Annotated in this window: 21 protein-coding genes; 15 read left to right on the top strand and 6 right to left on the bottom strand. The window is 39.0% G+C overall.

Features of this window, described 5'->3' with window-relative positions:
* Nucleotides 1-18 precede the first annotated feature (18 nt).
* The 3 genes from PH210_RS13105 to PH210_RS13095 all read right to left on the bottom strand — a co-directional run bounded on the left by PH210_RS13105 (nt 19) and on the right by PH210_RS13095 (nt 2,694).
* Entirely contained in the window at nt 19-531 is a 513-nt protein-coding gene (locus tag PH210_RS13105) for a DoxX family protein (RefSeq protein WP_289985955.1), read from the bottom strand.
* Nucleotides 532-729: 198 nt separating this feature from the next.
* A complete protein-coding gene (locus PH210_RS13100; protein WP_289985953.1) occupies nt 730-888 on the bottom strand; it encodes a hypothetical protein in 159 nt (52 codons plus the stop codon).
* 195 nt (nt 889-1,083) lie between these two features.
* On the bottom strand, nt 1,084-2,694 hold the full coding sequence (locus PH210_RS13095; protein WP_483312113.1) for a bifunctional metallophosphatase/5'-nucleotidase: 1,611 nt from the start codon (nt 2,692-2,694) through the stop codon (nt 1,084-1,086).
* Between the two features lie 228 nt (nt 2,695-2,922).
* Between PH210_RS13095 and PH210_RS13090 the strand changes: the two genes are divergently transcribed.
* The 3 genes from PH210_RS13090 (at nt 2,923) to PH210_RS13080 (ending at nt 5,196) form a co-directional block, all read left to right on the top strand.
* Nucleotides 2,923-3,699, top strand: coding sequence for a class I SAM-dependent methyltransferase (locus PH210_RS13090; RefSeq protein WP_289985951.1), 777 nt, complete (start codon nt 2,923-2,925; stop codon nt 3,697-3,699).
* A gap of 81 nt (nt 3,700-3,780) precedes the next feature.
* Complete coding sequence (locus PH210_RS13085; RefSeq protein WP_289985949.1) at nt 3,781-3,906, top strand: hypothetical protein; 126 nt, start codon at nt 3,781-3,783, stop codon at nt 3,904-3,906.
* Between the two features lie 114 nt (nt 3,907-4,020).
* Nucleotides 4,021-5,196, top strand: a complete 1,176-nt coding sequence (locus PH210_RS13080) for a GNAT family N-acetyltransferase (RefSeq protein WP_289985947.1) — start codon at nt 4,021-4,023, stop codon at nt 5,194-5,196.
* 46 nt (nt 5,197-5,242) lie between these two features.
* Here the strand turns inward: PH210_RS13080 and PH210_RS13075 are convergent, their stop codons facing one another.
* Entirely contained in the window at nt 5,243-6,238 is a 996-nt protein-coding gene (locus PH210_RS13075; protein WP_289985944.1) for a glycoside hydrolase family 43 protein, read from the bottom strand.
* A 416-nt stretch (nt 6,239-6,654) separates the two neighbouring features.
* Nucleotides 6,655-7,806, bottom strand: a complete 1,152-nt coding sequence (locus PH210_RS13070; RefSeq protein WP_289986163.1) for an ROK family protein — start codon at nt 7,804-7,806, stop codon at nt 6,655-6,657.
* Between the two features lie 140 nt (nt 7,807-7,946).
* On the opposite strand from PH210_RS13070, the gene PH210_RS13065 reads away from it, so the two are divergent.
* The 8 genes from PH210_RS13065 to PH210_RS13030 all read left to right on the top strand — a co-directional run bounded on the left by PH210_RS13065 (nt 7,947) and on the right by PH210_RS13030 (nt 17,028).
* Nucleotides 7,947-8,939 carry a Gfo/Idh/MocA family protein gene (locus PH210_RS13065; protein ID WP_289985943.1) on the top strand — a complete coding sequence of 331 codons (993 nt, stop codon included), beginning with the start codon at nt 7,947-7,949 and terminating at the stop codon, nt 8,937-8,939.
* Nucleotides 8,940-9,123: 184 nt separating this feature from the next.
* Nucleotides 9,124-10,455 (top strand): xylose isomerase, encoded by a 1,332-nt coding sequence (gene xylA, locus PH210_RS13060; RefSeq protein WP_289985942.1) that lies wholly within the window; start codon nt 9,124-9,126, stop codon nt 10,453-10,455.
* Nucleotides 10,456-10,692: 237 nt separating this feature from the next.
* Nucleotides 10,693-12,192: a xylulokinase gene (gene xylB / locus PH210_RS13055; protein WP_289985941.1), complete on the top strand. Its 1,500-nt coding sequence runs from the start codon at nt 10,693-10,695 to the stop codon at nt 12,190-12,192.
* An 84-nt stretch (nt 12,193-12,276) separates the two neighbouring features.
* The gene (locus tag PH210_RS13050; protein WP_289985940.1) at nt 12,277-13,647 is read left to right on the top strand and encodes an MATE family efflux transporter; all 1,371 of its coding nucleotides are present in this window, start codon (nt 12,277-12,279) and stop codon (nt 13,645-13,647) included.
* Between the two features lie 33 nt (nt 13,648-13,680).
* Nucleotides 13,681-14,337 (top strand): SGNH/GDSL hydrolase family protein, encoded by a 657-nt coding sequence (locus PH210_RS13045; protein ID WP_289985938.1) that lies wholly within the window; start codon nt 13,681-13,683, stop codon nt 14,335-14,337.
* A gap of 25 nt (nt 14,338-14,362) precedes the next feature.
* The gene (locus PH210_RS13040) at nt 14,363-15,403 is read left to right on the top strand and encodes an aldose epimerase family protein (RefSeq protein WP_289985936.1); all 1,041 of its coding nucleotides are present in this window, start codon (nt 14,363-14,365) and stop codon (nt 15,401-15,403) included.
* Between the two features lie 16 nt (nt 15,404-15,419).
* The gene (locus PH210_RS13035) at nt 15,420-16,403 is read left to right on the top strand and encodes an aldo/keto reductase (RefSeq protein WP_289985934.1); all 984 of its coding nucleotides are present in this window, start codon (nt 15,420-15,422) and stop codon (nt 16,401-16,403) included.
* Between the two features lie 19 nt (nt 16,404-16,422).
* Nucleotides 16,423-17,028 carry a polysaccharide deacetylase family protein gene (locus PH210_RS13030; protein WP_289985932.1) on the top strand — a complete coding sequence of 202 codons (606 nt, stop codon included), beginning with the start codon at nt 16,423-16,425 and terminating at the stop codon, nt 17,026-17,028.
* A 21-nt stretch (nt 17,029-17,049) separates the two neighbouring features.
* Here PH210_RS13030 and PH210_RS13025 read toward each other — a convergent pair whose 3' ends face one another.
* A complete protein-coding gene (locus PH210_RS13025) occupies nt 17,050-17,682 on the bottom strand; it encodes a YesL family protein (RefSeq protein ID WP_289985931.1) in 633 nt (210 codons plus the stop codon).
* A gap of 177 nt (nt 17,683-17,859) precedes the next feature.
* On the opposite strand from PH210_RS13025, the gene PH210_RS13020 reads away from it, so the two are divergent.
* From PH210_RS13020 to PH210_RS13005, 4 genes are all read left to right on the top strand, one after another.
* Nucleotides 17,860-19,614: a sensor histidine kinase gene (locus PH210_RS13020; RefSeq protein WP_289985930.1), complete on the top strand. Its 1,755-nt coding sequence runs from the start codon at nt 17,860-17,862 to the stop codon at nt 19,612-19,614.
* Nucleotides 19,611-20,396, top strand: a complete 786-nt coding sequence (locus PH210_RS13015; protein WP_289986161.1) for a response regulator transcription factor — start codon at nt 19,611-19,613, stop codon at nt 20,394-20,396. The genes PH210_RS13020 and PH210_RS13015 overlap by 4 nt, the downstream gene beginning before the upstream one ends.
* Nucleotides 20,397-20,526: 130 nt before the next feature.
* The gene (locus tag PH210_RS13010; RefSeq protein WP_289986159.1) at nt 20,527-21,825 is read left to right on the top strand and encodes an extracellular solute-binding protein; all 1,299 of its coding nucleotides are present in this window, start codon (nt 20,527-20,529) and stop codon (nt 21,823-21,825) included.
* 80 nt (nt 21,826-21,905) lie between these two features.
* Nucleotides 21,906-22,781, top strand: a complete 876-nt coding sequence (locus tag PH210_RS13005) for a carbohydrate ABC transporter permease (RefSeq protein ID WP_223589061.1) — start codon at nt 21,906-21,908, stop codon at nt 22,779-22,781.
* Nucleotides 22,782-22,809: the final 28 nt, after the last annotated feature.

The following is a 22,809-nucleotide window of genomic DNA, read 5'->3' as shown; positions in this document are numbered from 1 at the left end:
ATGAAAGGAGCCATTTCATTATGTACTTTGGGAAATTTGTTCATTCCCTGATTTCTTATATATCAATCTTCCAAGGTAAGGCGTAAGCCAACGATCCAATCCAAGTTTTCCTGCATTCATACCTGCTGCAAGAATAATCAATCCTAATAAAACCATCTGTGGATTTGTACTTGTTGTTCCTGATAACATATAGGCAAAGTTCATTGTAAGCCCCATAAGCAGGGAAAATGAAGTGAAAATGCCTAAAATTAATCCAAGTCCTACTAAAAATTCTCCCCAAGGAACCATTACATTAAAAAGATCGACATATGGAATGGCAACCTCTTTTAGAAAATTGCCCCACCAAGGCTGCACTGCAGGATGGTCACCAGACATATTATTAACTGCGCCATTCAAAAAGCCGGCTGCATCAAAATTTCCACTAGAGATTTTCCCCCAGCCAGCATTTAACCACTGCCAGCCAAGATAGAGCCGAAGTACAGTAAGTATTAAGGATACATAACGGTTTTCCTTTAAAAGTTGAATAAACATATTCATACCCCCTGAGTTAATTGATAACAATTATCATTGATATCGATTATCATTATCATTTAATACTCTGATATTATCAATGAGGAATAGGTACCAAAATTATTTTCCAATTGTAGATAAATATTCCTAAACTAGTAGATAGTTATAATGCAAACAAGACGGCAGGAGCCGTCTCGTTTTTTTCTATGTTGATATTCCTTATTGACCAGAGTTACCATCGTCACTTTGTGACCCATCATCAGTTTGTTGGGTATTGGGATCATCCGTTTTCGAGCTAGTGTCTGAGCATGCAGTAAGCGCGCCAAGTAACATCAATGCTGACATCAGAGCAAAAAACCACTTTTTGAAAGATTTCATTTTTATTCCTCCTTGAATGCTTGCATTTGGTATTACAGTTCTATCTTACAAGTTTTAATAGAAAAAAGAATACGATTTTCCATTTCTTAACATATCTTAACCGTTTCATTAAATACCTGAAATATTCATTGTTCAAAATTTACAGATTATTAATGAAATTCACATTCATTTATTTGATGTGTAAAGATTATTTCTTTATCGAATTTTTTGAATCCGTCCTTCAATTATGGGAGTAATCGGAACTGTAAACTGTAATAGGTATTTTTTAAACACAGCAACATCTATAGAGCCAACAGATTTATGAGTCCCTTCAAGCAAAACCTTGAAATTGTCACCGCCCTCGGCAAGGTAGTCATTTATCGTAACGGTGTATGTTTCTTTCAGATTAATCGCCATTCCTTTAGTAGTGAAAATATCAACCACTTTGTTGCCAACAGGTTTCGTGTTGTCCCAGGTATATTTCAGCCCGGAAATTTGCAGTATTCTCAATTTATCGGGCTGCCATTGCTGATTTAAAAGGAGGCAGATTTGATCGCCAGTCAGCGTCATTTTCACTAGTTTTCGTTTAAAAGGCAGGATGGTTAATAATTCCTCATAAGTGATGTTTCCGCCATGAACGTCAGCACGAATTCCACCGAGGTTAATAAACGCGAAATCTGAATGCATCTCTTTCCTCATAGAATCAGCTATGAGATTACCCAACGGGGATTCTCCATTTTTGTTTCGATGGCTAGAAATATCGTTAGCTGCCTTGCCAACGACTTCATCAACAAAGGAAGAAACATCGGCTTCATACTTATCTACCATTTTCTTGATTTCGACATCCGGTTTAATCGAATCCTGATAGACCATCACAATTTCCGCTTTTTTGCTCACAATGTCCTTCGTAAGGGGATCAATCTCTAAGGAAACATCGGAGAAAGCCGTTCCATAAGAATAGGCTTGAACAAGCAGCTTTCCATCGACTACTGTATTAAGATACGTATGGCTGTGTCCGGCGAACATTACGTCAACTTCCTTGTCTACCTTTTTGGCCATTTCTACGATTTCACCGGCAGCGGGACTATCGGGACGAGCCTGCCTGCCCTCATTATGAGCCAATACAACGATCGCTTTTACACCTTGTTTTTTTAACTGTGACACCGCTTTATTAATGGCGGTTACTTCATCGACGAATTTAATGTCTTTGATTCCATCAGGATTAACCATCGATGGTGTATCATCTAAGACAACGCCAATAAATCCTATTGGTATGTCATTTACTTTGAAAATTTTATAGGGAGGAAGGAGTGGATTACCTGTTTTGATGTTAATAACATTGGCACATATATAGGGGAATTGAGTACCTTCAAAATATCCAGTATTGGGGTAGAATCCTCCTTGAATCAAGCGCATCATTTCTTTCACACCTTGGTCAAATTCGTGATTTCCCAAGGTTCCAACATTGAAGCCTAATTTGTTTAACACTTTGATCGTTGGTTCATCCTGCAGGAGCGAGGATACGGGGGGACTCGCCCCAACCATGTCACCGGCATGAACCAAAAGGGTGTTCTTATTCTTCGCTTTCCTTTCCTTCAAATAGGCTGCGAGATAATCCACTCGGCCGACATTTTTTCCATTGAATTTTCGGGTGACGTTTAGTTGTCCGTGAAAGTCGTTTACGCCGAGTAAATGCAATTGAATGAAACGATTCTTATTATTCGCGTTGCTTTGGGGGACGCCTTTTTTATCCGGAATCCCAGAGGCAATAACAATGCTCGCCGTCAAAGAAGATGTAAGAACAAAAGCAAGAACTGCTTTGCTCATGGCGTTCTTTTTCAATGATCCTTTCACTCTTTTCTTCGCCTCCCAATCCTCTAGTTTGTTACAACTAAAGCATAAGGAAGGAATGTTAAGTTCGATTTACATTTTTGTCAATTTTCAGTTAATTTAAATGGCGTTCGATTAAATAATGGCAACTGAAAATGATTTGTTTAAAACACTTGCCGCATGGTAAAATTTAACTGCTTAGAATTGAAACGAGGTGGGATGAAAATGGGTATTGATTTTCATAGTAAAAAAAATCGTGTTACCTATACAACCAGAACGGCTGATTACACCTGGACGGAGGCCATAAAAGACCTTGTGCCTATCGAAAAAATTTCTAAAGCTGTAGATATAGGCTGCGGAGGAGGAATTTATTCAATGGCACTATCAGACATGGGTGCAGCCACGGTTACGGGTGTCGATTTTTCCGAACCTATTCTTGAAGGAGCAAGAGAAAACTGTAAAGAATATAAAAACATATCCTTTAAGCATGGAAGTGCTTTTGCATCAGGTTTAGAGAGTAATAGTTTTGATTTGCTGCTGGAAAGAGCATTAATTCACCATTTTAAGGATTTACCAGCCTGTTTCAATGAAGCAAATAGAATTCTTAAGGAGGATGGTGTCTATATCGTTCAGGACCGTACTCAAGCTGATTGTTTACTAGAAGGAACTAATAGCCATATTAGAGGATATTTCTTTGAACTTTTTCCACGATTAATTGAAACGGAAACAAAGCGCCGGCACGATTCCCAAACTGTTGTCTCAGCTCTTAAGGAAGCTGGATTTAAAGATATTCAAGAGATAACATTATGGGAAACAAGAAAAGTGTATGAAACGAAAGGTCAATTACTTCAAGATTTGAGTGAAAGAACAGGCAGAAGTATTCTACATGAATTAGATGATAACGAATTAAAAGTATTAATAAATCACATTGATAAGTCACTTAAATCAGAGACGAATATTGTTGAAAAAGATAGATGGACCATTTGGAGGGCCGTGAAATAAGCTTTCAAAAGTATGATAAATAATCTGTTCATTGCTAGTGAAAAATATGAATCATCACACAAATTAAAGCAGGTGATCACAATGAAAGATGTAGAGAGAGATTTATTGGCTGAAGCCCTTGAGAGGTATGAAAGTTTGGAAGCACAGGCAGTTGATGGCATCACAATCGAACAAATGGAAGATTTACTAAAGCAATGTTTTGAATGAGCTTGGGATACAATCCTAGGCTTTTTATTTTTGGGCTGTGTTAAAGGATAAAACTGGAATGTAAACGTTTTATATGCGATAATTTCAGTTGATGAAAAAGGGGGGTTGATCTAAATGTTAGTAAGAGAAGTAACGGAAGCTGAATTCTTAGATTCAATGAAACTATCAATGTATGCCTTTCAATATAAGGTTCCGGAATCTGAACTGCCAGCCAGAAAAGAAGCAGTAAAAAATCATAGGATTTTAGGAATATGGGATGAAAACCTTCTAGCGGCCAAATTACACATTATTCCGCTAAACATTTACATGAACGATACCGTATGGAAAATGGGAGGCATCGCTGGGGTCGCCACGTATCCTGAATATCGGCGAAATGGGTATGTAAAGGCACTCATGATTGATTCCTTGAAACAAATGCGTGATAACGATCAGATTGTATCACTGCTGCATCCCTTTGATATTTCTTTTTATCGGAAATACGGATGGGAAATATTAAGTGAAAAGAAAAAAATCACGATTGGAAAAATTGATCTAAAGTTTCTAGAACCGCAGGAAGGTTTTATTAGGAGATATTCCAAAGAGACCCATAACGAAGAAATAGAACAAGTTTACGAGCAATTTTCTTCCCGATATACAGGTATGCTGAAGCGCGAGCCAAATTGGTGGAAACAAAATGTATATGATGAAGATTCGCAGCTTGCTGTCTACTACAATTCCGCGAGTGAGAGTAAGGGTTATATTTTGTACCATGTGAAGGATAAAAAAATGGATATTGAAGAGCTGGTTGCCCTTGACCACGAAGCAAGGATAGGGCTTTGGAATTTTATCTGCCAGCATGATTCCATGGTGGAAACAGTAACAATAAATCTCGCAAGTCACGATCCTTTTCCTTATTTTCTAAAACAGCCTAGGGTAAAAACAGAGTTATTTCCATATTTTATGGCAAGAATCGTAGATGCCGAGGAATGTTTGCAAAGATTTTCGTTTAACAATGAAGATGAGTCCCTATTCCTTCATCTTGAAGATACACATGCACCTTGGAATAATGGAAGCTATTTACTTGGAAATGGCGAAACAAAGGTATTTAAGGAAAAAGCCGGGGCTCAATGTGTTCACCCTCCTAAAAAAGGGATTCAATTGAATATCAATTCTCTTTCAGCGATTCTATTTGGCTGCAAACGGCCGATGGAGCTTTATGAAATGGGATTCTTAACTGGAGCTAAGACAGAGATTGATCTATTCGAAAAAAAGGTTCCCGTGATGAAATCAGCGTTTTTTGATTTCTTTTAATACGAATGAAAAAAGCTGGCCTCAATCAATGAAGCCAGCTTTCTTTCTATTTATTATCCCCATAAGGGTCTATTGTTTGAATTGTTCCGTCATCATTATATTTCAGTTCTGTGTATTTTACAGATCGCTTATGGTCGACGCCATCTGATAATGAGCAATCGTGATAGAACAGATACCACTTATCCTTGAATTGGACAATCGAATGATGGGTAGTCCAGCCGATTACAGGTGTCAGAATGGTCCCTTTGAACACAAACGGGCCCTGTGGATTTTCACTAACCGCATAAACAATTTTATGAGTAGTACCTGTCGAATAGGATAAATAGTAAAGACCATTGTATTTATGAACCCATGGGCCTTCGAAATATCTCCGGTCTTCGTCACCTGCAAGAATCGGGTTGCCTTCTTCATCAATAATGGAAATTTCCTGCGGTTCGCCTTTAAACGTCAGCATATCTTCATTTAATTCAGCTACTCTTGGTCCTATTGCCGGTTCTGATGGAGCTGGACCTTCAGCATCAGGATTGAATGTACCTGTCTGCCACTTTTCCAGCTGCCCACCCCATTGGCCGCCAAAATAAACAAATGCTCTTTCATCGTCATCTACTAGCACCGCGGGATCAATACTGAAGCTGCCCGGTATATAATTTTCCTCTGGTGTAAAAGGTCCAGCTGGATTAGGGCTTGTCGCGACGCCAATTCTGAAAATCCCATCCTTATCTCTTGCTGGGAAAAATAAATAATACGTGTTATTTTTATATGCCGCATCGGGTGCCCAAAGCTGTTTGCTTGCCCAAGGAATATCTCTTAAGTGAAGCGCTTCTCCGTTGTCTACACATGGTGCGCTGACATCGTCCATTGATAAAATATGGTAATCTTCCATTGCATATTGATCACCACTACCATCATCAATAGTTTTTCCACTATGTTCAATATCATGGGAAGGATAAATATAAAGTTTTCCTTCAAAAACATGTGCAGAAGGATCTGCCGTAAAGATGTGTGTAACTAAAGGTTCATTAGGTTTAGAGTTTTTTTCCATAATATCCTCTCCATCAAATAGAATCGGTACTTATAAAATCATTATACCTGAAGTTGGTTAACTTTGTACATTCATTAAACTAACTTTTTGTTGAATATTTTTTATTGAGAGCGTTCATGAGGACAAAAAAGGCCAAAAGGAGGCAGAGGTTGTCCTCATAGAGCCTTCATGAGGACAAAAAAAGTCAAAAGGAAGCAGAAGCTGTCCTCATAGAGCCTTCATGAGGACAAAAAAAGCCAAAAGGAAGCAGAAGCTGTCCTCATAGAGCCTTCATGAGGACAAAAAAAGCCAAAAAGAGACAGAAGCTGTCCTTATAGATCTTATCCAAAAAGGGCATTGAAATACAGCTATAGTAAAAAAACAGCCCTGCCTTCATTAAAGGGCAGGGCTGGACGATTTCGCCAGTAATATTCGATTTAGGAGGTTCTTGCTTCTTCTTTGATAAAGTTCTCAACAACAAAAGCAGTTACACCCAATACAGTAGAATATTTTCCGAGCTTGGAAAAGTCTAATTGCAATTCTTTTTGATGGTGCGAGAGTGTATGATTTTCAATAATCGTTCGGATAGGCTGCACCATCCATTCTTTTGCCAAGGCTAATCGGTTTCCGATGATCACCTGGTCCGGGTTAAACGTATTAATAATGTTATTAATACCAAACCCGAGGTAATTGCCGATTTCTCCAAATAGATGCTTAGCTGCTTCATCACTATTTTCAGCCCGCTTAATCAATGCCTCAAGTGAATCCGTGTTTTTGCCAGCCATCTCCAACAGAGCATTTTCAGATGAATATGCCTCCCAGCAGCCTCTGCTGCCGCAACTACACAGCTTACCGTTGAGATCAATGATCATATGCCCCATTTCGCCGGAAAAACCATTTCTCCCTTGATATAACACTTTGTTTAAGATAATCCCCACGCCAATTCCAATTCCAGCACTAATATAAATAATATTCTGGTAGTCTTGACCTGCCCCAAGCTGCTGTTCGCCAACAGCCCCTGCATTTGCTTCGTTTTCAATCATGACAGGGACACGGAACTCATTCTCAAGATCGGTTTTTAACTGAACATTTTTCCATCCTAAGTTCGGAGCCAAAAGGACAGACCCCTCTTTGTTAACTATCCCGGGCACACCTGCTCCGATCCCGACAATGCCATATCTGCTGCCCGGCATCTCATTGATGAGCGATTGAATCATATTTTTAACGGTGCTCATGACTTCAGAATAGACAGTTTGTGCAAGGGGTTGATTTTTTTCAATCAGAATATTGCCTTTTAAATCCGTTAAAACACTTAGAACATAATTAACGCCAATATCAATCCCAATTGCAAACCCGGCGACTTTATTGAAATGAAGGATAACAGGGCGACGGCCGCCGCTTGACTCACCTGGTCCTGATTCATAGATAAGTTCTTCCTCTAATAGTTCATTTACTAAAGAAGAAACGGTTGCCTTATGCAAGCCGGAAACTTGGGCAATGTCAGCTCTTGAAATCGGTTCTTTTTCGATAATTAATTGCAATACGAGTGCTTTATTATTTTTTTTAACAATCTGTTGATTCCAGGTCATCGTTTCCACAATAAAACTCCTTATTCGGTAGTAAATTTATTTTAACACAAACTTAGTTTAATGAATATACAAATGGGGATTCTGATGTTATAATCAACTTAATTTAATGGATATACAAAGATAGATGGGGGGTGAGATAGTTGAGAAGGATTCGATGGGGAGTCATTAGCACAGCAGATATTGCTAAAACAAAAGTAATTCCAGCGATTTTACACTCAGACTATGCTGAAGTTGCGGCGATTGCCAGCAGGGGTGACAAAGCGAAGGAAATTGCGGAGAGATTCTCAATCCCGAAATTTTATGATTCCTATCATAAGCTGCTTATGGATCAAGAAATTGAAGCCGTTTACATCCCGCTTCCCAATCATTTGCATAAACAATGGGTGATGGAAGCTGCTAAACATGGGAAGCACGTCCTTGTCGAAAAACCGGCTGCCTTAACTGCTAAAGAAACACAAGAGATGGTGGAGTGCTGCCGTGAAAATAATGTGATATTCATGGAAGCTTTTATGCATCAATTTCATCCTCAACATCATAGAGTTCGAGAAATAGTAACATCAGGTGAGATTGGTGAAATCAAATTCATGCGCGCATGTTTTTCTTATTTCTTAAAAGATGAGCTAACCAATATCCGTATGAAAAAGGAAATGGGCGGCGGAAGTATTTATGATATCGGCTGCTACTGTATTCATGCGATCCGTAACATCTTGAAATCTGAACCTGTCAGAGTTGAAGCGTTCGCGGAACTCGATGGGCGAAATGGAATCGACCGATCGGCGATTGTCTATATGAAGCTGGAAAATGGAATAAACACTGTATTTGATTGCAGTTTCGATATGTCTTTTAGACAGGAATATGAAATTGTTGGAACAAAGGGTAGAATTACGGTTCCAGCTGCCTACAGACCAGATGTGGCAGACAATGAGGGAGTCATTCTAATTGAATCAGAGAATGGGACACGTTCTGAAATGATTACCGCTGATCAATATAAAATGCAAATCGACCATTTTTCACAGGTTATTATAGAAGGTTCCGCCCCTTCTTATTCAGCAAAAAATACACTTCAAAACATGAGGGTTATTGATGCATGCTACCAATCGATTGAAAGTCGAGCTGCAGTGGCGTTAGTTTAATAGTCTGAGCTTAAACAGGCAGCCCTTAAAATTAATTTTAAATAAACTTAGTTTATTGAATAGACAAACAAAGTTTAGGGTGCTATAATTTGATTAAACAAGGGTTACAGATTTTTCAAGATTAGCAGCCCTTTTTGTAAGCAGTTACAATCTGAACCAACAAACTACTAGGAGGCATACCCCCATGGCATATTTCGAAACGGTAAACAAAATTCAATTTGAAGGCGCTTCATCAAAAAATCCATTGGCATTCAAATACTATAACCCTGAGGAAAAAATTAACGGCAAAACGATGGAAGAAATTCTTCGTTTCTCCGTAGCATACTGGCACACCTTTACTGCTGACGGAACAGATCCATTTGGGGTAGGTACAGCCATCCGTCCATGGGATCGTTTTACAGGATTAGACTTGGCAAAGGCACGTGTAGAAGCAGCATTTGAACTTTTTGAAAAATTAAATGTACCTTTCTTCGCTTTCCACGACGTGGATATTGCTCCAGAAGGAAGCACGTTAAAAGAATCGAACGAGAATCAAGATGTTATCGTGGCAATGATTAAAGAAAATATGAAAACAAGCAAAACAAAATTGCTTTGGAATACAGCGAACATGTTCACAAATCCTAGATATGTTCATGGTGCTGCGACTTCTCCAAACGCAGACGTGTTTGCTTACTCCGCGGCCAAGGTGAAAAAAGGCTTAGAAGTAGCAAAAGAACTTGGTGCGGAAAACTATGTATTCTGGGGCGGCCGCGAAGGCTATGAAACTCTTCTTAACACAGATATGAAGCTTGAACAAGACAACTTGGCACGCTTCTTCCATATGGCAGTTGACTATGCTAAAGAAATTGGCTTAAATGTTCCATTCTTAATTGAGCCAAAACCAAAAGAGCCTACAAAGCACCAATATGATTTTGATGTGGCTACTGGACTCGCATTCTTACAAAAATATGATCTAACCGATTATTTCAAGTTTAATATCGAAGCCAACCACGCGACACTTGCTGGTCATACCTTTGAGCACGAGCTTAGAACCGCACGAATTAACGGTATGCTTGGATCTGTTGATGCAAACCAGGGTGATACATTACTTGGCTGGGATACAGATGAATTCCCAACTGACTTGTACACTAATACTCTTGCAATGTATGAAATTCTGAAAAATGGCGGACTAGGCAGCGGCGGCTTAAACTTCGATGCAAAGGTGAGAAGAGGTTCGTTCGAGCCTGAAGATCTATTCTACTCACATATTGCTGGCATGGATGCATTTGCTGTTGGTCTGAAAGTAGCAAACAAATTAATTGAAGATAAAGTACTAGATAGCTTTATCGAAGAACGCTATAGCAGCTTTACAAAAGGCATCGGTTTAGAAATCGTGGAAGGCAGAACAAACTTCCGTGAGCTAGAAGCTTATGCCCTTCAATTAACAGAGATTAAGAATATTTCAGGCAGAACAGAACGCCTTAAGGCTACAATCAATCAATATTTACTAGAAACTCTTTCAAGTGTAACCGTTTAATAAAAAGGCTATTTTCGCAAAGATAGTTGTTTTTCGTATAGGTTCATCAACCCGTATCACTAGATTCTTCGTGGCATCTTTTCGTAAGAACATTTGCGAAAATTGCCTAGAAACTTTGTAAATGACCTTTAATAATTTCCAAAAACAACAAAGCTTACGAAAAGAGCTATTAATAATGACGAAAAAAGTGCTGGCAGCCAATTACTCCAGCACTTTTTTTAGAAAAGGATGATAAGGATGAAATACGTAATTGGTGTTGACCTCGGAACGAGTGCGGTAAAAATCTTACTCGTCAATCAGAATGGTGAAGTGTGCAAAGAAGTATCAAAAACCTATCCCCTCATTATTGAAAAATCAGGCTACAGCGAACAAAACCCGGAAGAGTGGGTCGAAAAAACCACTGCAGGATTAGCTGAACTAATCGGGCAATTCGATGGAGATGTAAACGATATCGAGGGTATCAGCTTCTCCGGGCAGATGCATGGCCTTGTTCTTTTAGACCAGGATAATCAGGTGCTGCGAAACGCGATTTTGTGGAATGACACGAGAACAACGAAACAATGTCAAGAAATCTACGAGGTGGTTGGCAAACAGCGTTTATTGGAAGTAACCAAAAACCCCGCCTTAGAGGGTTTTACCCTGCCAAAAATTCTTTGGGTAAAAGAAGAAGAGCCTGAAATCTTTGAACGTGCACATGTATTTATGCTTCCGAAGGATTATCTCCGTTACCGAATAACCGGAAATATTCACATGGAATATTCTGATGCGGCGGGAACCTTGCTGTTAAATGTAGCAAATCGTAAGTGGAGCAGTGAGGTTTTAGAACGATTTGGTCTTTCCGCTGAATTCTGCCCTCCATTAGTGGAATCTCATGCTTTTGTTGGAACGATTACGGCTGAATTTGCCGGAGCAACTGGATTATCGGAAGCAACCAAAGTATTTGCCGGCGGTGCGGACAATGCCTGTGGCGCCATTGGTTCAGGGATTCTTTTTGAAGGCAAAACGTTATGCAGCATCGGCACTTCAGGAGTCGTTCTTTCTTATGAAGAAAGAAATGACCTGGATTTTGAAGGGAAGGTTCACTACTTTAATCACAGCGAAGAAAATGCTTACTATACAATGGGTGTAACCCTGGCGGCGGGTTACAGTCTAAGCTGGTTTAAAGATACATTCGCCGGCACTGAAGCCTTTGATCAGTTTTTAGAAGGTGTTGAGGATGTACCTGCAGGAAGCAATGGATTACTATTCACTCCTTATTTAGTAGGGGAAAGAACTCCTCATGCAGATTCAAATATTCGCGGAAGCTTTATTGGCATTGATGCAGCACATGAGCGGAAGCATTTTGCCCGGTCTGTACTCGAGGGGATCACCTTCTCCTTAAATGAATCAATTGAAATCTTTAGAAATAACGGCAAGACAATTGATTCCATTATTTCGATCGGCGGCGGGGCCAAGAACGAAACATGGCTGCAAATGCAGGCAGACATCTTTAATGCAAAAATTGAAAAACTTACAAGTGAACAAGGACCTGGAATGGGAGCGGCTATGTTAGCGGCATATGGCTGCGGCTGGTATCCATCCTTAAAGGAATGTGCACAAGTATTTATTCAAACTGCCAAAACCTATTACCCTGTTCCGGAAAATGTGGAAACTTACAAGAAACTATTTACCATCTATCAACAAGTTTATTCACAAACAAAGGAACTAAATGAGCAATTACGAGCATTTAGAAAGTAACAAATAAAGCCACTCAAGCTGTTCCAGCTTGGGGGCTTTATATTTATCAACTAAACTTTTCGGGTTAGAAGAGGATAATTACAAATGAATAAATCCCAAAAAAACATTTCCCCACAATTAAGCTTATTTACGATTACTTGGCCCATTTTCGTCGAATTATTTCTGCAAGTAGTTATGGGCAGCTCCGATACGATTATGCTTTCGCATATTTCAGATGATGCTGTTGCAGCTGTGGGTGTGGCAACTCAACTCATATTTTTATGTATTCTAATCTTTAACTTTGTCTCGAGTGGAACCGCTGTTGTTCTTTCACAGTACTTAGGTGCAGGCCTAAAAAATGATGCCAGGACGGTCACAGCTATCTCCATTTCTCTAAACCTTGTTATGGGCATTGTGATTAGTTTATTAATGGTTATTTTTAAATCAGAACTGTTACTGTTATTTCATCTTCCGGAACAGATTGCTGAACTTGGGGAACAATATCTGACTATTGTGGGAGGAACAGTATTTATCCAAGCAGTATTAATAACAGTTTCAGCTATTTTAAGGGCAAATGGTTACACCAGGGATGCGATGATGGTTTCGATTTTAATGAATATAATCCATTTAGCTGGAAATGCACTCTTCATTTATGGATTGCTGGGGATTCCGAAATTGGGTGTGATTGGAGTTTCGATTTCAACTGCTGTCAGCAGGACAATCGCACTGGTCATTATTATGAAGTTTATGTATGCACGAATCCCGATTAAGCTTAAATTGAAAGAATATGTATCGATTGATTCTCTTCAAATTAAAAAGATATTGAAAATTGGAATTCCGGCTGCAGGAGAACAAATTTGTTATAATCTCAGCCAGCTGGCCATCACTGCTATCATTGCTATTTTGGGAGCTGCATCATTAACAACGCGAGTTTATACGCAGAACATTATGTCCTATATTCTTGTGTTCGGTCTGGCCGTGGGACAAGGGACGCAAATCCTAATTGGCTACAAAGCAGGGGCCAGGGATTTTGATGGTGCCTATCGGCAATTATTGAAAAGCTTGAAGTACAGCCTATTTATGACGGTGGGAATAGCTATATTCATCGCTTTCTTTAGGGAAACACTGATGAGTTTTTTCACATACGATCAAGAAATTGTTACCTTGGGAAGTAAATTATTATTGTTGTGTCTGATCCTTGAGCCGGGCAGAACATTTAATTTGGTGGTGATAAACGCTCTGCGTGCGACCGGGGATGCCAACATTTCGCTGGTAATGGGTGTTATATCAATGTGGGGAATAAGCGTTTCATTAGCTTATTATCTAGGGATCCACCTTGGATATGGATTGCCGGGGATATGGATTGCCTTTATTGCAGATGAATGGTTTAGAGGAATTACCATGTATTTTAGGTGGAGAAGCAGGGCCTGGGAAAAGAAAGTATTGATTCAAAACCAGGTTACCAATTCGGCCTAAGACACAGCTAAATGAAATATGGGGGGAAAGTTTTTGAAACTTGAACAAGGTCAAAAACTATTATTTATTGGCGACTCCGTGACAGATTGTGAGCGTACAAAGCCAGAAGGAGAAGGATTGTTTGGCGCCCTCGGCAAGGGCTATGTTTCTTTTGTTGATGGGCTTTTGCAAGCAGTTTACCCGGAACTGGGAATCCGCGTGGTAAATAAGGGGATCAGTGGCAACACCGTTCGTGATTTGAAAAGCAGATGGCAGGAGGATGTAATTAGCCAAAAGCCAGACTGGTTATCCATTATGATTGGCATTAACGATGTATGGCGTCAGTATGATACCCCGTTTATTAAGGACTGGCATGTGTACCTTGATGAATATGAGGATACGCTTCGGAATCTTGTAATGGAAACCAAGCCGTTAGTAAAAGAAATGGTTCTAATGACTCCATTTTATTTGGAAAGCAATCAGTTGGATTCCATGCGCCAGTCAATGGATCAATACGGTCAGGCTGTCAAAAGAATTGCGGAAGAAACAAATTGTATATTCGTTGATACGCAAGCTGCCTTTAATATGGTTTTAAAGGACCTCTATGCTGCAACCATTGCTTGGGATCGTGTCCATCCTTCAACTGCTGGACATATGGTCCTGGCCCGGGCATTCCTGAAAGCAATTGGCTTTGATTGGAAGCGCGCTTAATCTACTTGAAACGGGAGTGAAAAAATTGAAAGTCATTCATGAGAGTTTTGGTCAAATTGATCACCAAACTGTCTCATCTTTTACGATGGTTAATGATAACGGAGTAGAAGTTACAGCGATCAATTATGGATGTATCATAACGAAAATCGTTGTTCCTGATAAAAACGGAAATTACGAAAATGTTGTCCTTGGACATGATTCACTGAACGATTATTTAAAGGATCCCTATTTTCTCGGTGCAGTCGTTGGCAGAGTGGGCGGCCGGATTAAAGGCGGATCTTTTGAGCTGGATGGCCAAAATTACACTTTGGCGAAAAATGACGGTAACAACCATTTGCATGGCGGGATAAAAGGTTTTGATAAGGTTGTTTGGGATGCAGAAGTCATGGAAGAAGGAGTGCGTTTTTCCTATTTAAGCCCCGATGGCGAGGAAGGGTACCCTGGGAATTTGCATATACAGGTTACGTATACACTAAATAACAATAATGAATTCACCATTCACTATTCAGCCCAAACTGACAAAAAGACACTTTTAACCGTTACAAACCATGCTTATTTTAACCTAAGCGGCAGCTTGAAAAGGGATATCGTGAATCACACCCTGACAATTAAGAGTGATCAATTTTTAGAACTCGATCAAGAGTTTATTCCAACAGGCATTTTAGTGGACGTTAAAAATACGCCATTTGATTTTACAAGTGAAAGAATAATAGAAACAGGTATTGCATCAGACGATCCACAAAACGTATTAGTTGGGAATGGTTACGATCACCCGTTTTTATTAAATACCAATCATGATAATGAAATTGTTTTGAAGGATCCTGACAGCGGACGTGTCCTGACGATTGAGACAGATGAGGCCGGGGTTGTAGTATATTCGGGTAATTCTTTAAAAACGGAAGGAGAATTCCGGGGAACGCCATCTGGAAAACACCTTGGTATTTGCTTGGAGACTCAAGGGATGCCTGATGCCATCCATCATCCTCATTTTCCATCAATCATTTTAGACAAAGAACAGCAGTATTCATCTAAAACAGTTTATAAGTTTGAAATTGAAAAGGAATAAAAAAGGAGTTTTGAAAATGAATTATCGTGAACTAGGTAATACAGGAATCATGATTAGTGAAGTAAGTTTTGGTACATGGGCGATTGGTGGTTCATGGGGAAGGACGAGTGACGCAGAAGCACTAAAATCCCTGGAATATGCCATTGAACAGGGTGTGAACTTTTTTGATACAGCAGATGTGTATGGGGATGGACATAGCGAAGAGTTATTGGCAAAAGCTACAAAGGGCAAGGAAAATCAAATCTATATTGCAACCAAGTTCTGCCGGCAGGGTGATATATTTGATCCGAAAAATTACAGCTACGAACAAGTATCCGCCTATTGTGAAGCCAGTCTGCGCCGCTTAAACAGAGAAGCGATTGATTTGTACCAAATTCACTGCCCTGTCACTGAAATTTTGAAAGATGGCAGGGTATTTGAGGTACTCGATCGTTTACAGAAGGAAGGGAAAATCCGTCACTACGGTGTCAGCGTCGAAACCGTAGAAGAAGGTTTAATTTGTTTGGAATATCCGAATGTAAAGAGCCTCCAGATTATCTTTAATATGTTCCGCCAAAAGCCATTAGAAACATTAATCCCTGAGGCATATCAAAAAGGGACAGGCCTGCTCGTTCGATTGCCGCTTGCCAGCGGGCTGCTAACAGGTAAATTTACTGCTGAACATGTTTTTGAAGCCGATGACCACCGTCGTTTTAATGAAAATGGCGAGGCATTTAATGTAGGGGAAACGTTTGCCGGTTTGGGATTCCAAAAGGGTGTAGAATTGGCAGACCAGTTAACATGGATTGGCGAAGGCCGGAAATCGATGGCTAGTGCCGCACTGCGCTGGATTTTGGACCAAAAAGAAATTACTTGCATTATTCCTGGTTTTAAAAATGTTAAACAGGTTGAGGATAATCTTACAACCCTTGAGACAAAACCATTCTCAGAGGAAGAAAAGCAAGCCGTACAACGATTCTATGAGGAAAATGTAAAGGATTATATTAGGGGTCCTTATTAATTTGAGGGGAGCATTCCAAATGATTAATGAAGTACCTGCATCAAATAAGGTTGTTGCGATTACGTTTGACGACGGGCCCAATCCCATTTATACACCACAAGTATTAGAGATTTTTTCAGAAGCAAGCGGAAAAGCCACTTTCTTTATGATTGGCGAGCAAATGGGTAAATTTCCAGAGGTAGTAAAAAAAGTCGCAGCACAAGGACATGAAATAGGAAATCATACTTACACGCATCCTTATCTGTCTCAATTAACGCAGGAAGAATGTTTAGAGGAAATTGAACGGAATGAGAGTCTGGTAGAGGAGTTGGTTGGACGAACGCCTGTCGTCTTTCGTTCTCCCTATCTAGATTATAATCATGAAACACTCTCCTTACTCGAGCGAAAGAGCTATCCAATGATTGGGGCGCTAAATCTTGAAGCTCAAGACTGGGAACAGCCCGGGGTGGATCATATTCTTGCCAAAACCAGAGACTGTGTAAGAAATGGGAGTATCCTGCTTTTCCATGATGGCTACGGGGACCGATCTCAAACAATAGAAGCGGTCCGTATTCTAGTGGCTGAATTATCATCCCAAGGCTATCAATTTGTTACCGTAAGTAGTCTATTAAATGGACAGATTTAAAGTAAAAAAGGGAGCCCATATTTAAATGGTTTGTGCTCCCTTTTGTTTCTTTTCTATTTTTTGAAAGGATAGATAGCAGCAAGCCATAATAATTCCTGCTGTTATGCTTCCGCCAAAGAAAAATAATAGTCCAGGTATTACTTTTACCACAAAGTATACAGCAATTACTCCAAGCAGCATGACAATGTTATTTATCGGATTGATCAGCATAATGAAAAGAGCATTTTTAAATAGTTGGATAAACGTAACATTGTAATGGACGTATACTGGAAAAATATACAAAAGGCTCATAATGATTGCAAAGATAATTAAGTATAAAGGTATGTGAGTTAATTGAAGTAAATGGCTGGCATCGATTTTCATGTAGTACAAATCAGTGAAAATAAGACCTGCGAATAAAGCCAAAATAATCCCTAATCCATTGCTTCTAAGAAACTCTTTTTTATAGGCAGTTCTGAAGGTTTGAAACACGGGAATATCACTTTGTCCCATCATCCATTTACGCAGGACCGTAAACATGGCCACTGTTGCAGGGGATAATCCGAAGAACACTAACCCAATTATTGAAAAGCCAATCCATAAAAAATTGAGATAGGCAAACTTGGTAATCCATTCGGTAAGGGAGTAAAGACCTTTCATTGATAGTTTATTCATAAAAACCTCCCCTTCATTTATTGAACTTACAATTTTACTTGATTATAGCCCATTGAATCATAATTGAACATTGGTTAGATTTTCTAAAATTTTGTATATTCAAATAATATTTATTATCCCATAAGAATACGTTATAGTAAATGAAAAACTATTCTAAAATAAATAGGTGATTCATAAATGTTTTCACTTTTATATAAATGGAACACGTTACGTAATCAAATACTTGTCGTTTTTTTAGTAGTAATGCTGATTGTCTTATTAATTGTTGGCTTCCTAACATTTAATCAGGTGTCCGCATTGCTGAAAAATAACGCAGAAAAACAAATGAATCAGACTGCCGTTGAAGCAAATGGAAGATTAGAGTCTTTATATAAACAAATTAGTACGGCATCTAAACTAGTTATGACCAATGATAATAGCCAAAGAATCCTGACAAAGGGATATGAAGGAAAGGTGATTACCTTTTCAGATCGACAGGAATTGAAAGGCATTGTGAACACAATTCAGGCGAATACGGAAGGGATATTTGCTTTTGAGCTTTATACGAATAATTTGACTCGAATACTTCCTTTAGATGATACGAATTTAATCACGAGAATTGATGGCAAGTGGATTCATGAGGCTAATGAAGCAAAAGGCCGGCTGGTTTGGATTGGAGATGACCCGAGTAATTCAGATAATATACTAGCACTAAGGCGTGTGAATTTAATGAGCCATGGCTATGCGAATGGCGGTTATCTCCTCATTAGTGTCTATCGAAGTTATCTACAATTTGCCAACCAAGATGAAACCACGATTCCCAACCAGTATTCCATTCTTTTAGACAGAAACTCTAAGCCGATCCTATCCAACTACAAAAAATCTCTCAAGCCTATCATAACAAATAATTTACTTACCCTTTCATTGGATAAGCAGGAATACATGGTAACCAAACAGACGTCGAACGAAACAGGCTGGACTTTGATTATTCTAACTCCAATAAAAGCTTTTACCGAGGGTATTAGTGTACTAAAGGCTGGGATTATTATTTCGGGTATTATTGGATTTATTATCTTTTTTTTCAGTTCACTATTTCTATCTACTTTTATTTCAAGACCAATAATCAAATTGACGAAAACGATGCAGCGGGCCAGCGCAGGCTCATTAACAATGAACCCTGGTGTGACATCGGTAAATGAGATCAAAGAATTAAATAGTACCTATAATCAACTCGTAAAAGAAACCAATCATCTGATTCAAATGGTTTATCAAAAAGAAATTACTCGAAGCAGAAGTGAATTAAAAGCATTGCAGGCTCAAATTAATCCTCATTTTCTATTTAATACATTAGATGCTCTTAAGTGGACGCTTGAGGATAAGGATGAGGAGGAACTTGCCGAGTTTGTCGTTGCCATGTCTGAATTATTCCGTTATACGATAACTAAACAAACGGATGGAGACTGGGTCACAATTAGAGATGAAATTCACCATATCGATAATTATATGGAAATTATGAAAATGCGATTTGGTGACCAGCTAAAATGGAAGCTTAATATGCCATCTGAATGGGAATGGGTAAAAATCCCAAAATTGTTAATTCAACCGTTAGTAGAAAATGCTGTCCTCCATGGTGCCGGGAATACGTCGAGGCCATGTACGATAAGCGTTTCTATTCAACCTGCGGCGAATCTGGAGTACCTGGAAATACGTGTAACAGATGATGGGCCCGGAATCGACCAAGAAAAGTTGGAATCAATTAAACAGGCGATGCAATCAGGTGGTGTTATGACGATAAAAAAAGGCAGTGGAATGGCAATTTCCAATGTGCATAAACGCTTGGAATTATACTATCAAGATCGTTTGAAAAGTGGACTTGCCATTACAAGTGAAGTAAATAGGGGGACAACAGTTTCTTTTGTCATACCTGTGAGGGGAGAGGGAGAACTTTGTTGAATACAAAAACCATTTTGGTTGTGGATGATGAGCCAAGAACCCGTCAAGGGCTAAAAAAAACATTGGATACGTGGGCAAATGGGAATTTTCAAATCTTTACTGCTTCAAATGGAGAAGAGGCAATTGATGTAATGCAGAAACAAAAGGTCCATATTCTTATCACAGACATCCGGATGCCGGAGATAACAGGCCTGGAATTACTAAAAATGACAAAAACACAAAATCACTATCCCATCATCATTGTTATTTCTGCTTACTCTGCGTTTGAATATGCCCAGGAAGCCCTTCGTTTAGGCGTTATTAACTATTTACTAAAGCCGATCAGCAAAAAAGCACTAATTGAGGCTGTGGAAGATGCTGTACAAGCTGTTGAAAAACAAGAGCGGGCAGGAATGATAGAAAAATTCGTAGACCAGAAGCTGATGGATGTTAATGCCCAAAACCCTTCGAATCGTGTACCGATAAGGGAAGCAATCGATTATATCAACAAAAATATCAAGAATGAACTGACTCAGAAAGAAGTGGCTGATCATGTTCATTTAAACCCAAGTTATCTAAGCGTCTTATTTAAGGAACATGTCAAGCTCACCTTTAGTGAATATGTAACGAGACGAAGAATTCAACGTGCGAAGGAATTATTGATCTCTACTAACCTCCCGATCAATGATATCGCTGAAGAATCGGGGTATAAAACGGCTAAATATTTTATTAAGATATTCAAAGAATTAGAGGGTCTGACACCAAGTGCATATCGGAAAATCAACAATGAAAAGGCTTTCTAAAAATAGTAGTATTTTTCCTAATCGCCGTGACCTATTTTTCAGAACAATCTGACTGTATTCTATAAATGTAAGGAAAATCAAAGAAAAGGTCATAGGGGGAATTACATTGTTTAAAAAGAAAACGGTTGCAATGATAATATCTGTAATCATGCTTGTCTCTCTAGCACTTGCAGGTTGTTCTTCCTCAAGTTCGACTGAGGAAAAAAGCGCAGATGGTAAAAAGGTCATCAAATTCATGCATTTATGGCCTGAAGGCAGTTCCAATGCCCAATTCTCCATCGTTAAAGATATTATTGGAGAATATGAAAAAGAACATAAAGATATCAAAATTGAAACTGAAATCCTCAATCCGGATCAATATAGAGAAAAGCTTAAAGTTTTAGCTTCCTCAAACGAACTTCCTGATATCGGTATGACTTGGTCAGATGGATTCATTAAGCCATATGTAGATGGCGGCATGTTAGCGCCTTTAGACGATGTAGTAAATAAAAATCCAGATCTTAAAGATGCATTTATTCCTGGTGTAAAAGAGTCCTATGCAGTTGATGGAAAAACATATGGTCTACCTTTAGAGTTAAACATTTCATACGTTTTCTACAACAAGGAAATCTTCAAGAAGTATAACCTTGAAGTGCCAAAAACTTTTGAAGAGTATAAAAAAGTGGTTAAAACGTTAGCTGATAACGGAGTAGTTCCTGCTACTGTGGGAGCGAAGGATGGATGGCCGGCATCATTCTGGTTTATGTATCTTGCAGACCGTATCGGCGGACCTACTATCCTAACAGATGTTATCCATGGAAAAGCAAAAATGGATGACCCGGCTATTGTAAAAGCAGCTCAAGAAGTACAAAACCTTGTAGATATGGGCGGATTTGTAAAGGGTGCCAGCGCTTTATCTAACGACGATGCAAAAGGTTACTTTATGAATGAAAAGGCAGCAATGTTCCTAACAGCTACTTGGGAACTGCCAAACTATACAACAAGCCCTGATGTTAAACAAGAATTTAAAGATAAAATCGGCTATTTCAAGTTCCCAACTTATGAAGGCGGTAAGGGTACCGATATCAACAGTTATGTTGGCGGTCCTGGTGTAGGTTTATTCGTTGCAAAGGATTCTAAGGTTCAAAAAGAAGCAAAAGATTTCGTTGGCTACCTAGTGAAGAGATGGGGAGAAAAATCAGTAACAGATGCTGGTGTTATCCCTGCTACGAAAGTTGATACATCAAAATTAAAACTTGCTCCAATGTACATTGATATCTTAAAAGATTTGAGTGAAGCATCAAACGTTACAACTTATTTTGATACTCAATCAAGCCCAGCTGTATCAGAATTACACCACGATTTAGTCACAGCTCTATTCGGAAAACAAATTACGCCGAAGGATTTTGTTAAGCAGCAAGCGGATGCACTTGCAAAAGAACAAAAGTAATCACGTGTAATGAAGGTGCTATAAGTTATAGAGGGCATATCGGATATGCCCTCTATCTATTTAGGAAGGGAGTATAGAACATGAAAAATGTAATGTCTAACAAATTCGTCATCACCCTTTACGTACTTCCTGCTTTAATTCTAATTCTTCTCTTAATTTATATCCCTATCGTCTTAACTGGTTATTATGGATTAATGGACTGGAACGGTATCGGCAAGATGAAGTTTATCGGTTTAGATAACTATATCGAGTTAGTCAAGGATAAATTATTTTGGCAGAGTACATGGCACTCCCTGCTGCTTGGTCTTTTTTCTACGGTCAGCTTGGTAGGTTATTTAATTTTATCGCTGATCCTGGCAAGTAAAATCAAAGGTGCCAACTTTTTACGAAAAATTTATTTAATTCCCATGCTATTATCTTCGGTTGCTATTGGACAGCTTTGGGCAAAGATTTTTGACCCTACAAATGGCATGATCAACAGATTGTTAATCATATTTGGAGTTGATAATCCTCCTGTTTGGTTAGCTGATTCTAAGATTGCGCTATATGCCCTCTTCTTTCCAATCGTTTGGCAATACGCGGGCTTCTATATCATTATTTTCTACGCAGCCTTAAAGAATGTGCCGGAAGAATTGATTGAAGCGGCGAAAATTGATGGAGCAACTTCCATTCAAATTGCCTATAAAATAAAACTTCCTCTCATTGCCGGTGTCATCAAAGTCATGGTTATTCTAGCAATTGTCGGCTCATTAAAGTATTTTGACTTGATTTTTGTCTTAACTGGCGGCGGACCTAACCATGCGAGTGAGGTTATGGCCTCTTATATGTATTCCGAAGCTTTTAGTAAGTATAACTTCGGATATGGAAGTGCGATTGGATTTGGATTATTGATCATCTGTCTTGTGATGACTTGGCTGATTCAAAAATTATTATCTTCTAAAGAAGTTGAATTTTAACAAAAGGGAGTGAAAAAGATGAGTAAAG

The sequence above is a fragment of the Paenibacillus sp. BSR1-1 genome (genome assembly GCF_030403775.1).
Taxonomy (GTDB): domain Bacteria; phylum Bacillota; class Bacilli; order Bacillales; family Cytobacillaceae; genus Neobacillus.
The sequence above is the reverse complement of the archived record's forward strand: the minus strand, read 5'-3'. Positions and strand labels throughout refer to the sequence as shown.

What these genes read in the sequence shown, in the direction of transcription:
- PH210_RS13105 (WP_289985955.1), bottom strand. Translation starts at nt 531, where the DNA reads ATGTTTATTCAACTTTTAAAGGAAAACCGTTATGTATCCTTAATACTT.
- PH210_RS13100 (WP_289985953.1), bottom strand. Translation starts at nt 888, where the DNA reads ATGAAATCTTTCAAAAAGTGGTTTTTTGCTCTGATGTCAGCATTGATG.
- PH210_RS13095 (WP_483312113.1), bottom strand. Translation starts at nt 2,694, where the DNA reads ATGAGCAAAGCAGTTCTTGCTTTTGTTCTTACATCTTCTTTGACGGCG.
- PH210_RS13090 (WP_289985951.1), top strand. Translation starts at nt 2,923, where the DNA reads ATGGGTATTGATTTTCATAGTAAAAAAAATCGTGTTACCTATACAACC.
- PH210_RS13085 (WP_289985949.1), top strand. Translation starts at nt 3,781, where the DNA reads ATGAAAGATGTAGAGAGAGATTTATTGGCTGAAGCCCTTGAGAGGTAT.
- PH210_RS13080 (WP_289985947.1), top strand. Translation starts at nt 4,021, where the DNA reads ATGTTAGTAAGAGAAGTAACGGAAGCTGAATTCTTAGATTCAATGAAA.
- PH210_RS13075 (WP_289985944.1), bottom strand. Translation starts at nt 6,238, where the DNA reads ATGGAAAAAAACTCTAAACCTAATGAACCTTTAGTTACACACATCTTT.
- PH210_RS13070 (WP_289986163.1), bottom strand. Translation starts at nt 7,806, where the DNA reads ATGACCTGGAATCAACAGATTGTTAAAAAAAATAATAAAGCACTCGTA.
- xylA (WP_289985942.1), top strand. Translation starts at nt 9,124, where the DNA reads ATGGCATATTTCGAAACGGTAAACAAAATTCAATTTGAAGGCGCTTCA.
- xylB (WP_289985941.1), top strand. Translation starts at nt 10,693, where the DNA reads ATGAAATACGTAATTGGTGTTGACCTCGGAACGAGTGCGGTAAAAATC.
- PH210_RS13050 (WP_289985940.1), top strand. Translation starts at nt 12,277, where the DNA reads ATGAATAAATCCCAAAAAAACATTTCCCCACAATTAAGCTTATTTACG.
- PH210_RS13035 (WP_289985934.1), top strand. Translation starts at nt 15,420, where the DNA reads ATGAATTATCGTGAACTAGGTAATACAGGAATCATGATTAGTGAAGTA.
- PH210_RS13030 (WP_289985932.1), top strand. Translation starts at nt 16,423, where the DNA reads ATGATTAATGAAGTACCTGCATCAAATAAGGTTGTTGCGATTACGTTT.
- PH210_RS13025 (WP_289985931.1), bottom strand. Translation starts at nt 17,682, where the DNA reads ATGAATAAACTATCAATGAAAGGTCTTTACTCCCTTACCGAATGGATT.
- PH210_RS13020 (WP_289985930.1), top strand. Translation starts at nt 17,860, where the DNA reads ATGTTTTCACTTTTATATAAATGGAACACGTTACGTAATCAAATACTT.
- PH210_RS13010 (WP_289986159.1), top strand. Translation starts at nt 20,527, where the DNA reads ATGATAATATCTGTAATCATGCTTGTCTCTCTAGCACTTGCAGGTTGT.
- PH210_RS13005 (WP_223589061.1), top strand. Translation starts at nt 21,906, where the DNA reads ATGAAAAATGTAATGTCTAACAAATTCGTCATCACCCTTTACGTACTT.